A 12,483-nucleotide genomic window follows, 5' to 3' on the forward strand; every position below is an offset into this window, starting at 1 on the left:
AGGAGGGCACTACAGATGCCCACCACCGCCACCGTAGCACCGCGCCGCGCTTACACCGGAGCGGACATCGCGTCCGGCCTCCGCGCGCTCGCGGACCTCATCGAGACGAAGCCGTGGATCGCCGCGGGCGTACGCCTCCCGACCGTCCCCCAGCACTTCACCATCGGACTCACCGAGCGGCGTGACGTTGAGGCCCTCGCGGTCGTGTTCGACGACACCGTGCACGAGGCCGAGCAGGACAGCGCGACCTACGTAAGCACGTCGGGGCAGCTCGACGGCCTGCGCGTCTCCGCTTACGCCGTCATCGACCACGCCTCAGCCACGAGCGGCATCGCCGAGGAGCCCGACCGCGGGGAGTGCTTCGTCTGCGGCCCCGACCAGGAGGCCGACTCCGACGGCCAGTGCGCGGGATGCGGGCGCCGCCTGAACATGAGCCCCGACCTCCGCTCCGACCCGAACTGGTGGGCCGCGTGAACGTCATCGGCCGCATCGTCGCCGTCCTGCTCGGAAGCGGCGTCCTCTTCATCGTTCTCGCGATCCTCCGTGGTCGCTTCGACGGCGCAGCGACCATCGCTGTCGCCTGCCTCGTCCTCGCCGTGTCCACCACCGTGTGGGCGGCCATCAACCGAAAGCGCAGCGACCACTCATGAGCCAGACATTCACCGTCGAGAACTTCAAGGGCGTCCGAGAGATCACCCTCTCCCCCGAGGGATCGCTCGTGGTTATCGCAGGAGGGAACGGCGCCGGCAAGTCGAGCTTCATCGACGCGTTCGTCGAGCTGTTCGACCCGAAAGGCACCCGCCTCACCCCGAAGCCCATCCGCGACGGCGAGGACGAAGCCCGCGCCGAGTTCATCGACACCGACCTCGACATCCGCGTCGTCCGCACGTGGAAGAAGAACGACGCTGGCCGCCTCGAGGTGTTCGCCCTCGACGGCGCGAAGTACGGCAAGCCGGCCGAAGTCGTGGCCCGGCTTACCGGCGGGCTGATCTTCGACCCCGTCGCGTTCCTCAACCTCGACGAGAAGAAGCAGCGCGACGCGCTTCTCTCGAAGGTGGCCCTCCCGTTCGACCTCGACGAAGTGGCCCGGGAGAAAGCGGGCGCCGAGAGCCGTCGCCTGGAAGCGGGCCGCGACGTGAAGCGACTCGAGGGGGCGCTCGCGTCCATCCCGAAGCCCGCACCGGGCACGCCCGCGGAGGAGGTCTCGTCGCAGGCAATCCTCGATGAGATCGACGCGGCGCAGCATGCACAGCGACACCGCGAACGCGTAGAGCGTGTCTATCAGGATCTCGCTGGCGAACTGCACGACCTGGAGTCCGAGCTCGCCGGACTGCAGCGCCGCCTCGATGACACCCGTGCGCAGAAGGCCGCGGCGTACAAGGCGCGCGAAGCGCTCCCTACTCCCGTCGACGTGGCGCCGTTGCGGGGCCGACTCGCAGACGTCGAGCAGACGAACGCCGCCGTCCGAGCAGGGCGAGACCACGCACGCGTCGCCGCCGAGCTCGCGGCCGCGCGTTCCGCCCACGATGCCGCGCAGGCTGACATCGACGCCGTCGAGACGAAGAAGGCGGCCGGGCTCGCCGCCGCGAGCTTCCCCGTCGCTGGCCTCTCGGTCGACGAGTCGGGCGTGACGTTCGAGGGCATCCCGTTCGCGCAGGTGAACAGCGCCATGCGCCGCCGCATCGCGTTCGCGATCGCGACCGCCGGGGACCCGCAGCTGCGCCTCGTCATCGTTAAGGACGGCGACCTGCTCGATGCCGAGTCCCTGGAAAGCATCCGGGCCCTCGCCGCGGAACGCGGTTACACGGCGCTGATCGAGCGTGACCGTGACGAGTCTCGCCAGATCGGCTTCACGATCGTCGACGGCGCGCTCGGGGGTGCCCAGTGACCGTCGACATGGCGCGCATCAAGGAGGTGCACGGGCTCGCACAGGCCGCGAAGGAGTCGCAGCACGCCGACCCCTTGGCCGCGCGCGTCGGGACGAAGCTCTTCCGCGACGGGCACCGCAAGGGGTTCTGGGACGGTGTCGAGTACGCCCTCACCCACCGCGAGGTGCTCGCGGAAATGGTGACGCCGTGACCGCCCTCGCCGTGCTCGAGCGGACCCTCGGCGACACTGCCGACCGCGACTCGTGGGCTCACGTGCACGAGCAGACGATCGGGTCTTACGCTGCGTCGAGCTTCGCGAAGCCGACGTCCGTCGAGACATACGTGCGGCAGATCATCGCGCCGCGCGAGTTTCGCGGCAACGCGGCGACCGAGTCGGGCGTGCGGTGGGAGCCGATGCTCCTCGCCTGGGCCGGGGCTGAGCCGAACACCCTGTTCGTCCACCACCCCGAGCACCGCGGGTTCGGCGCAACAGTCGACGGCACGATACCCGGCGACCCGTTCGCGATCGTCGAGACGAAGGCGAAGCACAACCGCATCATCGACGGCCCGACGCCCCGCGAGGTCCGACAGATGGCCTGGCAACTGTTCTGCATCCCCGAGGCGTCCGAGTGCCGATTCGTGTGGGGCGAGCTCGTCACCGGCCCCAGCGAGGACGGTGGGTGGCGTCTCCGCCGCGACCCCCAGACCCTCATCTTCCCGCGTGAGCACCCCGCGATCGTCACCGCGACGGCGCTGATCGTCCCCATCGCCCACGAAGTCCTCGCCGGCGTCCGCGCCGCGCGCAAAGCAGAAAGCACCCCGTTCTGATGACGAACGAACTCGTCCTCCCCACCTCCATTCAGCCGCAGACCTGGAACGCCGACACCGCCGCGATGATGGAGTTCGCCGGCCTGACGTGGCTCGAGCAGCGCCCCGACCCGGAGAACCCCGGGCAACCGAAGAGCGTGCGCATGTACGCCCCCTCCGGGATCATGGCGGCGTTCATCGCCGCGTGCCGTCGCACCGGCCTCGACCCGACCGCGAAGCAGATCTACGCCGCGCAGATGGCCGGCAAGTGGACCGTCCTCATCGGCATCGACGGGATGCGTCTCGTCGCCCAGCGCACGGGCGAATACGACGGGCAGGACCCGATCGAGTGGCAGGCGACCGAAGACGGCCCGTGGACAACCGTCCCCCCGAAGCAGCCGTTCTCCGCGCGCATCCGCATCTACCGGAAGGGCATCAGCCGCCCGCTTGAGCAGACCGTCACGTGGGCCGAGTTCGGCGGCACGAAGGGCAACTGGGACAAGCGGCCGTCGCACATGCTCGGCATCCGCGTCGAGTCTCACGGCTTCCGCCGCCTGTACCCGATGGAACTGTCGGGCCTCTACACGCCCGAGGACTTCGAGGCCGACGGCGAGCTGATCGCTCAAGGTGACAATGCGCCAGCCGCACCCTCGGAGGACTGGACAGCGCTCTTCGCTGCGGCGTCGACACGCGAGGAACTCGAGGCTGTGCGTCTCAGAATCCCCGAGGCGGAGAAGAACGACAAGCTTCGCACCGCGTTCCTCGCTCGCGCCGGTTACCTCTCCCGCGAAGAGGCTCGCACCGAGGACGCCGACGTCGTCACCGACGATTCCCAGACCACCGACGAGGGCGCGCAGGCCCCCCGCCCGGACGTTGAGACCCCCCAAGCTCCGTCCGCCCCCGCGCCCTCGTCGGTGCCCGAAGCGCTCACACAGGAGGAGTGGGAGGCAGCCGAGGCAGCACGCTTCGACGCCGAGCAGGGGGTGAGCGATCGTGGCTGATGTCATCGACGGCGGCACGGGCGAGCTGCGCCTGTCCCCCGCTGAACAAGCTGTGCGCAACATGCTCGCGATCCCTTCCGGGATCTACGGCCCGACGATGGGGGCGCAGGAACTCGACCAGCGCATCCAGGATCTCGCGGACCTGATCGAGCACATCGCACAGGTGATCGTCGTGCTTTACGAGGACCGTCACGCGGCCGAGGAGGCCTATCTCAAGGCGTTCGCAGAACTGATGGTCATGCACGCAAAGCACGGGGCGCAGCTCGCCCGTCAGTTCGCGATCGCGAAGACGACGACGGAGCTGCACGAGCTGAACCTCGCGAAGGAAAAGCTCCGCTACGCGGAGGAGATGCAGAAGGCCGTGCAGAACCGGTCTTTCGGGCTGATGAACATCGGCAAGCGGTTCACCGCGGCGATGGGGATGGGGAACCGATGAGCGCCGACGCTCAGACCGGTCGGCGGTCCGTCGTGATCGACGTGCTCGGCGTTCCGGCCCCGCAGGGCTCGAAGCGGGCGTTCGTCGTCGGCAACCGCGCCGTGATCAGCGAGGACTCGAAGAAAACCGCCCCCTGGCGGGACAGCGTCTCGGCGGCGGGCGTGGCCGCCATGGCGGGCGCTCCGGCGTTCGACGGCGCGCTACGCGTGGAGATCGAGTTCCGGATGCCGCGGCCCCGCTCGGTGAAGCGGGCGCGCCCGTCGGTGAAGCCCGACGTCGACAAGCTCGCCCGCGCGGTGCTCGACAGCCTCTCCGCCGCCGCGGTCATCGTCGACGACGCGCGCATCGTCTCGCTCAGGGCCGAGAAGGTCTACGCCGACATCTCTGGCGCGACGATCCGGGTGAGCGAGGTGCTCGCGTGACCGCCGCACTCGCGCCTGTCGGATACGCGCGCCCCACGGTGCCCTGGAACGGCCTCACCGTCACCGACCTCTTCTGCGGTGCGGGCGGGTCGTCGTCGGGCCTCGTGGAAGCGGGATACCGAGTCGTCATCGCGGCGAACCACTGGGCACTCGCGATCGAGTCGCACCAGATCAACCACCCCGACACCGACCACTCGCAGGCGGACATCTCGCAGGTGAACCCGGCGTACTTCCCGAAGACGCACGTGCTGTGGGGGTCGCCGGAGTGCACGAACCACTCGATCGCGAAGGGTGTGAAGCGTCAGCGGGCACAGGATCAGGCGCTGTTCGAGCTGGACGGCACTCGCCCGCTGGCCGACGAGGCCGCGAACCGCTCGCGCGCCACGATGTGGGACATTCCCCGATTCGCCGAGCACCACCGCTACATGGCGATCATCCTCGAGAACGTCGTCGACGCGTACCGGTGGGACCAGTTCGAGGCGTGGCAGATGGCGATGCGCGCCCTCGGCTACCGGATGCAGTTCGTGTGGCTGAACAGCATGCACGCGCAGATCGGCGGGCTCCCGGCGCCGCAGTCTCGCGACCGCATGTACATCGTCATGTGGCGCGAGGATCTCGTGTCGAAGGACCGCCCCGGCCCCGACGTCGGAAAGTGGACGCGCCCGATGGCGGTGTGCCCCGAGCACGGCGAGGTGCAGGCCGCCCAGGCGTTCAAGAAAGCCGAGCAGTGGGGCCGTTACCGCGCGCAGTACGTCTACCGGTGCCCGAAGTGCTGGCTCCCGATCGAGCCGGGGTGGCTGGCCGCCGAGTCGATCATCGACTGGTCGCTGCCTGCGCCCCGCATCGGCGACCGCTCGAAGCCCCTCGCGCCCAAGACGCGCGAGCGCATCCGCCGAGGCATTGAGCGCCACTGGGCCCCGATCATCGCGAAGGCCGCCGGCAACACGTACGACGGCGTCACGACCGGGTCGGGTTACCTCCGGGTCAGCGATCTGGACTCGCCCATCCCAGCGCAGACGGGCACCGCCGAGCACGGCCTCGCGATGCCGCCGGCGTTCCTCGCGCAGTTCCGCGAGCGGGACCGGACGCAGACGCTCGACAAGGCGCTGCCGACGGTCGTCGCCGACGGCGCGGGCCAGGCACTCCTGGTGCCGGTCGAGGGCCGCGACGGTAAGAGCGCGGCATCCGTCGCGGATCCGCTGCGCACCCAGTCGACGCGGAACGAGACGGGCCTGCTGGTCCCGTACTACTCGAAGGGAGCCTCGCGGCCGACGAGCGACCCGATGGGCACGATCACGACTGTCGACAGCGCGGGTCTCGTCGTGCCGCTGCGCAACCACGGCGTCGCGAAGCCGACCTCGCATCCGATCGACACGGTGAGCGCGGAGGGGAACCACCATGCGCTCGTGCTGACGAACACGCACCAGAACCGTGCGCGCCCCGTGACCGAGCCCCTGCCGACGGCGACCACCGCCACGACGCAGGCGCTCATTATGCGGAACAACCTGGGCGGCGCCGAGATGACGACGCCCGCGATCGAGCCCCTGCGGACGTTGACGACCGGCGGTCACCAGTCGCTGCTGGAACCGGGCGCGCCCATCAGCCTCGACGTCGACGACGCGGGCTTCCGCATGCTCGAGCCTCACGAGATCCAGCTCGGCATGGGCTTCGCCGCCGACTACCACCTCGTCGGATCGAAGCGGGACAAGGTCAAGCAGGCCGGGAACGCCGTCACTCCGCCCGCCGCGCGCGACCTGGGCCATGCCGTCGCCGAGTTCCTCCTCGCGGTGCATTCGTGAACTGGGCGCCCGACACCCTCCCCCGGGTCCGCCGCGCGTGCGGCGCGTGCCCGGGATGCCACCCCGGCCGCCAGTTCGGTGGCGACGAGTGCTGCCGCCGTTCCACCTGCCCCTGCCACGAAGGAGACACCGTGTCCGATCGACGCGTCCCCCGCCGCCAGCTCGAAGCGCTGTCCCGGCGCGACGGGTTCGTGTGCGTGTGGACGGCAACCGAGGGCGACCGTCTCGTCCCGCAGCACCGTCAGGGCGGGATGGGCGGCCGCCCTGACAAGCACCGCACCGAGAACCTCCTCTGGCTCGACTCGCTCCTCAACGGGGGCATCGAGGCGGACGCCGACCTCGCCGAGATCGCGAAGGCGTACGGCATCAAGGTCCCCATCTGGGTGCCCGATGTGGCCGCGGTGCCGGTGTTCTTCGCGCACGAGCACGCCTGGTTCCTCCTCGAGGGCGACGAGCGCCGGGAAATCAGCGCCGTCGAGGCCCTCGACCGGATGCACCAGATCTACGGGGACGAGTACTTCGCGTGGAAGGCTCGCGCGGACCAGTCGCCCCGGGCCGCGCTGCTCGCGCTGAGGGGGTCTCGCTGATGCGTATCCGCAGCACGAAGCCGGAGTTCTGGAAGAGCGAGCGTGTTGCGCTCCTGTCGTGGGAGGACCGTCTCCTTCTCAAGGGGCTGGAGTCGTACGTCGACGACAACGGCGTGGGCCGCGACGACGTCGCCCTGATCGTCGGTGACCTCTTCGCTCGCGACATGTTCGCGAATCCTCGCGAGACCGTCGCGAGGGTGTCCGAAGGTCTTTCCCGCATCGAAACGGCCGGACTTATCCACAGGTACGAGGCCGAGGGGACGCGGCTGCTGTTCGTGTCGTTCTGGGAAAGCATCCAACGGATCGACAAGCCCGGGCGGGGAAGAATGCCCAGGCCAGACGGCACAACCGAGTTCGGAGACTCCGACATTCGCGAGAGTGTCGCGAAACGTCGCGAGACCGTCGCTCCTGGAACAGAGGAACAGGGGAACAGAGGAACAGAGGAACAGGGTGTTCTCGCGCGCGTGACCCCGACCGCTGAACTCGAAGCAGCCTTCGCTCACGCCTACGCCGCCTGGCCGAAGAAGACCGAACGGAAGCAGGCGTTCGACCGGTTCAAGATCGCCGCCCGCCGCCGCCCCTTCACCGAGCTCGTCGCCGACATCGTCCGCTTCGGGAACGCGTACGCCGAGACGACGGAGACGAAGTTCGTCCCCGCGCTGGGCGTGTGGATCGGTCACGAGCGGTGGACCGACGATCTCCCCGCGGCCCGCACCCCCCGCCCCGCCCCTGCCGCGCGCCCGACGCGCGGTCAGGAGCACCTCGCCTACATCGCCTCTCTCGGCGAACCCACTCACCAGCAGGAGATCGAACGATGAACACTCAGGAAGCGGCGAAGCTCCTCGCGGTCGCCGCGGGCTTCGACAACCGCCGCCCCGACGACCTCGCGACCGCCGCGTGGCGCGAACTTCTCGGCGACTTCACGTACGAGCAGTGCCGCGCCGCGATCGTCGCCCACTACCGCGACCCCGCGACCCGGCACCAGTACCTCACCGCCGCGCACGTGCTCGACCGCGTCGAGGCGAACGCCCGCACGAAGACCGCCGACGTCGAGACCGACGTGCGCTCGGCGAAGGCGCGCGGCATCGTCCCCGCCGACTGGCCGCGCCGGCAACCGCTCGACCCGGAGGCCGCGTACCGGCTGCAGGCCGCGCGAGAGCGGGACCGGCAGGAGTCCATCCGCCACACGACCGGCGCGATCGAGGCCGGAGCATGACCGTCTCGGTGAACTTCGCGGACCAGGCGTGGGCGCGCCTCGCAGTCCTGGCGGACGGGATCGGCATCACCGTCCCCGAGCTGCTCGAGGACGCCGCGCAGCGTCTCCTCGTCGGCACGTCCCGGTTCGCGAAGGACCAGCCCCGCCGGGCGGAGCAGCTCGCCCGCACCCGCGCCGTGCACAAGCAGATGCTCACGTCGCAGATCATCCGGCTCCGCGCGCAGGGCCGCACGGTCATGCAGATCGCGGACGCGGTCGGCTACTCGTCGTCGTACGTGTCGAAGATCCTCTGCGAGAACGGCGCTCGCACCCACAAGACCCATACCGAAAGGACAGCAGCATGAGCAAGCGAGACACCCGCCCGATCGAGGTCGGCGACAGGTTCGAGACCCGCGATGCCCGCGATGGCGGGAAGGTCGTCGAGGTCGTGGAGGTGAAGCGCAACGCGCTCGGAGCCATTCGCTACCTGATCCGCACCGAGGTCCATCCCCGCAACCCCTCGGCTGTGGGCCGCGCCGTCCGCGTGCAGGAGAGCACCCTCCGCGGCGCCTACAAGCGGGTGAGCCGCTGATGGCCGGCGAGACGATCATCACCGTCGTCGGCAACCTCACCGCTGACCCGGAGCTGCGGTACACGCAGAACGGCCTCCCCGTCGCGAACTTCACCATCGCGAGCACCGCGCGCACCTTCGACCGGCAGGCGAACGAGTGGAAGGACGGCGAGGCGCTGTTCCTGCGGGCGTCGGTGTGGCGCGAGTTCGCGGAGCACGTCGCTGGGTCGCTGACGAAGGGGTCGCGTGTCATCGCGACCGGGCGGCTCAAGCAGCGCTCGTTCAAGGACAAGGAGGGCAACGACCGGACGGCGATCGAGCTGGAGGTCGACGAGATCGGGCCGAGCCTGAGGTACGCGACGGCGCAGGTGACGCGCGCCGCAGGCGGTACGGGCTCGACTGGCGGTCGATCGGGTGCCACGGCGGGTGACGAGCCCTGGGCGACGCCGGGAGCGGCTCAGGCGGGCGCTGCGGACGCGTGGGGAGGTGGCGGACATGGCGACGACACCCCGTTCTGAGCCCCTCTGCCCGGAGTGCCGGGACGGAAAGTGCCGCAACTGCATCGAGCAGGCGATGACCGACGACGAACTGGCGCCCTGCGGGTGCCCCAACCACGAGGAGACCCCGTGCGCATCCTGACCGTTCGCCAGCCATGGGCTCACGCGATCATTCACGGCGGTAAGGACGTCGAGAACCGCGTCCGCAACGTCGCGGGGGACTACCGCGGACCGGTTGCGATTCACGCGGCACTGCAACGCGACGATGACGGCTGGGTCAGCTCCGGTCGTTATGCCCTCACGAGAACGATGGACCGCGGCCAACCGGCCACCCTCGGCGCGATCATCGGCGTCGTTGACCTCGAGGACGCGCACCTGGTGAAGCAGTCCAACGGCATAAGCAACGTCTGCTTCGACAATCACACGCCTGTCGGACGGATCTGCTCACCGTGGGCGCAGAACTACATCGAGTTCCCCGCCTACTCGGGGTACCACCTCGTGCTCGCCAATCCGCGACCGCTGAAAGATCCGGTTCCGTACCGGGGGGCGCTCGGACTCCGCCGCCTCGACGACGACACCACCGCGCGCATCCTCGCGCAGATCGGAGAACAGGCATGACGCTCGTCTGCGCAACGAACGACGGCCTCTCCGGCATCCGCGCGTGCACGACGCTCGGCGAGCACCGCGTTACCTGCCTCGACCACCCCGGCTGGGACGAGAAAACCCGACCCGGCACCTGCCGCGGGTGCCTCCCCCTCGCTGCCGAGGTCGGGTTCCTCTGCCGCCACTGCTGGGAGCTCGTCGAGACCGCCTACGCCGGGTGGCAGCGGTGGTCGACGCTCATCGTCGCCGCCGGCGGGCGCGCCGTCACCGCGACGGGAGGGGGTGGGTCGTCGGCGCTCGGGTACTCGAACCTGTCGCTCGCCATGCTCGAACTCGACGCCTGCAACCGCCACCTCGCGACCCGGGAGGACCGCACCCTGCTCATGTGGGTGAACACGCCCGCCGGCGCCGGACACGCGATCCAGTTCGCGCACGCCGCGCTGAACGCGTACCGCACGCTCGAGGTCGAGGAACGCGCGAAGGTAACCCCGCCGCCCGCGCGGTGCCCCGAGTGCGGCCTCCTCACGGCAACACGGAACCGGGAGCGGGTCGTCGGCGCGTTCACCGTCGTCGAATGCCAGCACTGCGGCCACCGCCTCGACAAGATCCGCACCGGCCCCGACTCCTGGACCGGATCGCGCGCCTGCGAGCACGACAACGGCGCCGAGCACCTCGCGTGCACCGACGTCGACTGCGGCTGCTGGTGCCACCACTACGGCACCAAGTCCCGCCGCGCCGGCATCGAACTCCTCTGGGACGCCGACCTCGCCACCGCCGCCCCCGGCTCCGCACCCCGCGACGCCTGGACCATCGACGACGCCCACACGATCACCCGGCGCACCGCCGACACCGGAAGGAAGACCGCATGACCACCACAGACGTTGTTCTCCCCGGCGCAGAGAAGTGCCCCGGACACCTCGAATGGTCCGCTTTCGGCGCGATGTACCCCGACACCGTGTGCGCCAGCGCGCTCAGGTGGGCTGATGGCTACCAGGGGACCGGCCTGTGCGATGCTGACGACGCATTCCGAGAGAAGGGCATTCCCTGCCCGTTCTGCGACCCGGACGGATTCATCGACTACCAGTGGTCGGTCAGCGACGGCGAACACGTCATCCTCTGGGAAGCCGACGAGACCGCCGTTCACCCCGACACCGATATCCACTTCCACGATGGCAAAGCGCTGTGGTGGACAGCGACTCACCCAGACCGCGGCGAAGAGCGGGTGCTGTTTCGTTCGATCATGGACCGCTGGGACGAGGTAGAAGCGGAGGTTCACCCGTGACCGCCTCCACAGTGCCGACCTTCGCCGCCTGGCACACCGCCGCCGAGGAGAGCTTCGACCGGATGCGCGCCCACGCCGTCGAGGAGCTGTCCGCTCTGCTCGGCGAGGACGTGCACCTCGACGAAACCGGCGCGATCGTCCTGGACGAGGACCAGCGAGACCGGCTTCTCGCCGCCGTACCGACCACCACCGCGCCCGGGTTCCCGTACGAGACCGCCTGGGGCGTCCCGATCCGGCGCGCCGAGGCGGACGCGCTCAACCACCCGAATGGGAGCGCATCGTGACTGTCTACGTCGATGACATGTTCATGAAGGCCACCGTCCCAAACGGTGCTCGCAAGGTCAGCGGCGAGTGGTGCCACATGCAGGCCGACACCCGCGAAGAACTCGACGACATGGCCGACAAGATCGGCTTGCGTCGCTCGTGGATTCAGTACCCGGGCACGTGGAAAGAGCACTACGACGTGACGCGCCCGCGTCGGGACGCCGCTATCGCGGCCGGCGCGGTGCCAGTGGGCATGCTCGAACTCGCCCGCATCCGCAAGCGGTGGCGCGAGGAACACAGATCGAGCGTGCAGGAGTGCGAGTGCTCCGAGTTCGCGCAGCAGCATGCGATCACGGACCCAGGATGCCCGGCTCACGAATCGAGTGATCCGTCATGATCGACGCAATCGAGCGCGTGCGCGAGGTGTGCGCCAAGGCTCTGGCGGTCAAGGTCGCCGGGTCGGGCGAGGGTGAGGCGGCCATGGCTGCCATGGCGTCCGTCATCCTCCGCATCCTGGACGGCGCAGAACCGAACGTGCGGGAGTCCGATGGCTGACGTGCAGCTTCCCGCCTGGATCACCGTCAAGGTCGCGGCCGCCGTCGTCGGGAAGGCTGAGCGCACCGTGTACCGGTGGATCGACCGCGGCCTGCTCGCCACCGACACGGACGGCGAAGGCCGCACCCTGGTCCCGTCGAAGGCGGTCGGGCGCGTGGCCCTCACGCAGAAGCGCGGACGCCCCCGGGGCATTCCGACACGCCGCTGATCGGGCCGCCCGGAAAAGGTGCAAATGTGTCAAAACAGGCAGGATAAGAACTAGATGGTGGATCACTCCGCCCACGACGAAGCCCCGGCCCACACCACGTGGAAACCGGGGCTTCGACGCGCGGGATCAGCCCTTCTCGACCGTCACGCTACCCGGCTGCGGACCGCCCGACGCATACCGATACGCCAACGCCAGGTCCGCAAGCGCTGCCGCCTTCGGTGCTGAGTTCAGCGACGAGCTCAGAACCGTCTTCGTGTGCTCCTCGATCGCCGCGAAGAGCGCCGCCTGCGTCTCTCTCTGCCCCATGACATTCCCCAATCCGCCGAGCCCTGCGCTCAGCACTGGTCTCCAACGTACGGGCAACCCCCGACACCCCACAGGGCAAGAG

23 protein-coding genes are annotated in these 12,483 nt (G+C 69.5%); 22 read left to right on the forward strand and 1 reads right to left on the reverse strand.

The features are described 5' to 3' along the window. The first annotated feature begins 15 nt into the window (after nucleotides 1-15). The 22 genes from AS029_RS12700 (at nucleotide 16) to AS029_RS12800 (ending at nucleotide 12,095) form a co-directional block, all read left to right on the forward strand. Nucleotides 16-474: a hypothetical protein gene (locus AS029_RS12700; RefSeq protein ID WP_058232952.1), complete on the forward strand. Its 459-nt coding sequence runs from the start codon at nucleotides 16-18 to the stop codon at nucleotides 472-474. After that, on the forward strand, nucleotides 471-650 hold the full coding sequence (locus AS029_RS12705; protein ID WP_139168115.1) for a hypothetical protein: 180 nt from the start codon (nucleotides 471-473) through the stop codon (nucleotides 648-650). Before AS029_RS12700 ends, AS029_RS12705 begins: the two co-directional genes overlap by 4 nt. Next, nucleotides 647-1,888 carry an ATP-binding protein gene (locus AS029_RS12710; protein ID WP_058232954.1) on the forward strand — a complete coding sequence of 414 codons (1,242 nt, stop codon included), beginning with the start codon at nucleotides 647-649 and terminating at the stop codon, nucleotides 1,886-1,888. The genes AS029_RS12705 and AS029_RS12710 overlap by 4 nt, the downstream gene beginning before the upstream one ends. Further along, nucleotides 1,885-2,079, forward strand: a complete 195-nt coding sequence (locus AS029_RS12715; RefSeq protein WP_058232955.1) for a hypothetical protein — start codon at nucleotides 1,885-1,887, stop codon at nucleotides 2,077-2,079. The genes AS029_RS12710 and AS029_RS12715 overlap by 4 nt, the downstream gene beginning before the upstream one ends. Then, nucleotides 2,076-2,696, forward strand: a complete 621-nt coding sequence (locus tag AS029_RS12720; protein WP_058232956.1) for a PDDEXK family nuclease — start codon at nucleotides 2,076-2,078, stop codon at nucleotides 2,694-2,696. The genes AS029_RS12715 and AS029_RS12720 overlap by 4 nt, the downstream gene beginning before the upstream one ends. Continuing rightward, entirely contained in the window at nucleotides 2,696-3,676 is a 981-nt protein-coding gene (locus tag AS029_RS12725; RefSeq protein WP_058232957.1) for a recombinase RecT, read from the forward strand. Before AS029_RS12720 ends, AS029_RS12725 begins: the two co-directional genes overlap by 1 nt. Beyond that, entirely contained in the window at nucleotides 3,669-4,112 is a 444-nt protein-coding gene (locus tag AS029_RS12730) for a hypothetical protein (RefSeq protein WP_058232958.1), read from the forward strand. Before AS029_RS12725 ends, AS029_RS12730 begins: the two co-directional genes overlap by 8 nt. After that, nucleotides 4,109-4,534, forward strand: a complete 426-nt coding sequence (locus AS029_RS12735) for a RusA family crossover junction endodeoxyribonuclease (protein WP_058232959.1) — start codon at nucleotides 4,109-4,111, stop codon at nucleotides 4,532-4,534. Before AS029_RS12730 ends, AS029_RS12735 begins: the two co-directional genes overlap by 4 nt. Continuing rightward, nucleotides 4,531-6,333, forward strand: coding sequence for a DNA cytosine methyltransferase (locus AS029_RS12740; protein WP_058232960.1), 1,803 nt, complete (start codon nucleotides 4,531-4,533; stop codon nucleotides 6,331-6,333). Before AS029_RS12735 ends, AS029_RS12740 begins: the two co-directional genes overlap by 4 nt. Before the next feature lie 131 nt (nucleotides 6,334-6,464). After that, nucleotides 6,465-6,920 (forward strand): hypothetical protein, encoded by a 456-nt coding sequence (locus tag AS029_RS12745; RefSeq protein WP_058232961.1) that lies wholly within the window; start codon nucleotides 6,465-6,467, stop codon nucleotides 6,918-6,920. Further along, nucleotides 6,920-7,738, forward strand: a complete 819-nt coding sequence (locus AS029_RS17925) for a hypothetical protein (protein WP_058232962.1) — start codon at nucleotides 6,920-6,922, stop codon at nucleotides 7,736-7,738. Before AS029_RS12745 ends, AS029_RS17925 begins: the two co-directional genes overlap by 1 nt. Further along, nucleotides 7,735-8,136 (forward strand): hypothetical protein, encoded by a 402-nt coding sequence (locus AS029_RS12755; RefSeq protein WP_058232963.1) that lies wholly within the window; start codon nucleotides 7,735-7,737, stop codon nucleotides 8,134-8,136. Before AS029_RS17925 ends, AS029_RS12755 begins: the two co-directional genes overlap by 4 nt. Further along, a complete protein-coding gene (locus AS029_RS12760) occupies nucleotides 8,133-8,480 on the forward strand; it encodes a helix-turn-helix domain-containing protein (RefSeq protein WP_058232964.1) in 348 nt (115 codons plus the stop codon). The genes AS029_RS12755 and AS029_RS12760 overlap by 4 nt, the downstream gene beginning before the upstream one ends. After that, nucleotides 8,477-8,707, forward strand: coding sequence for a hypothetical protein (locus AS029_RS12765; protein ID WP_058232965.1), 231 nt, complete (start codon nucleotides 8,477-8,479; stop codon nucleotides 8,705-8,707). The genes AS029_RS12760 and AS029_RS12765 overlap by 4 nt, the downstream gene beginning before the upstream one ends. Next, nucleotides 8,707-9,204 carry a single-stranded DNA-binding protein gene (locus AS029_RS12770; RefSeq protein ID WP_058232966.1) on the forward strand — a complete coding sequence of 166 codons (498 nt, stop codon included), beginning with the start codon at nucleotides 8,707-8,709 and terminating at the stop codon, nucleotides 9,202-9,204. The genes AS029_RS12765 and AS029_RS12770 overlap by 1 nt, the downstream gene beginning before the upstream one ends. 108 nt (nucleotides 9,205-9,312) lie before the next feature. Beyond that, on the forward strand, nucleotides 9,313-9,801 hold the full coding sequence (locus AS029_RS12775; RefSeq protein WP_058232967.1) for an ASCH domain-containing protein: 489 nt from the start codon (nucleotides 9,313-9,315) through the stop codon (nucleotides 9,799-9,801). Further along, nucleotides 9,798-10,655, forward strand: a complete 858-nt coding sequence (locus AS029_RS12780; RefSeq protein WP_058232968.1) for a hypothetical protein — start codon at nucleotides 9,798-9,800, stop codon at nucleotides 10,653-10,655. The genes AS029_RS12775 and AS029_RS12780 overlap by 4 nt, the downstream gene beginning before the upstream one ends. Further along, the gene (locus tag AS029_RS12785) at nucleotides 10,652-11,068 is read left to right on the forward strand and encodes a hypothetical protein (RefSeq protein WP_058232969.1); all 417 of its coding nucleotides are present in this window, start codon (nucleotides 10,652-10,654) and stop codon (nucleotides 11,066-11,068) included. Before AS029_RS12780 ends, AS029_RS12785 begins: the two co-directional genes overlap by 4 nt. Next, the gene (locus AS029_RS12790) at nucleotides 11,065-11,352 is read left to right on the forward strand and encodes a hypothetical protein (protein WP_058232970.1); all 288 of its coding nucleotides are present in this window, start codon (nucleotides 11,065-11,067) and stop codon (nucleotides 11,350-11,352) included. The genes AS029_RS12785 and AS029_RS12790 overlap by 4 nt, the downstream gene beginning before the upstream one ends. Next, nucleotides 11,349-11,729: a DUF4031 domain-containing protein gene (locus tag AS029_RS12795; protein WP_074615943.1), complete on the forward strand. Its 381-nt coding sequence runs from the start codon at nucleotides 11,349-11,351 to the stop codon at nucleotides 11,727-11,729. The genes AS029_RS12790 and AS029_RS12795 overlap by 4 nt, the downstream gene beginning before the upstream one ends. Beyond that, the gene (locus tag AS029_RS17670) at nucleotides 11,726-11,887 is read left to right on the forward strand and encodes a hypothetical protein (protein ID WP_167345273.1); all 162 of its coding nucleotides are present in this window, start codon (nucleotides 11,726-11,728) and stop codon (nucleotides 11,885-11,887) included. The genes AS029_RS12795 and AS029_RS17670 overlap by 4 nt, the downstream gene beginning before the upstream one ends. Beyond that, complete coding sequence (locus AS029_RS12800; RefSeq protein WP_058232971.1) at nucleotides 11,880-12,095, forward strand: helix-turn-helix domain-containing protein; 216 nt, start codon at nucleotides 11,880-11,882, stop codon at nucleotides 12,093-12,095. Before AS029_RS17670 ends, AS029_RS12800 begins: the two co-directional genes overlap by 8 nt. Before the next feature lie 126 nt (nucleotides 12,096-12,221). On the opposite strand, the gene AS029_RS12805 is transcribed toward AS029_RS12800, so the two are convergent. Then, nucleotides 12,222-12,401 (reverse strand): hypothetical protein, encoded by a 180-nt coding sequence (locus tag AS029_RS12805; RefSeq protein WP_058232972.1) that lies wholly within the window; start codon nucleotides 12,399-12,401, stop codon nucleotides 12,222-12,224. Nucleotides 12,402-12,483 lie beyond the last annotated feature (82 nt).

It is taken from the genome of Microbacterium enclense, from assembly GCF_001456955.1.
GTDB lineage: Bacteria > Actinomycetota > Actinomycetes > Actinomycetales > Microbacteriaceae > Microbacterium > Microbacterium enclense.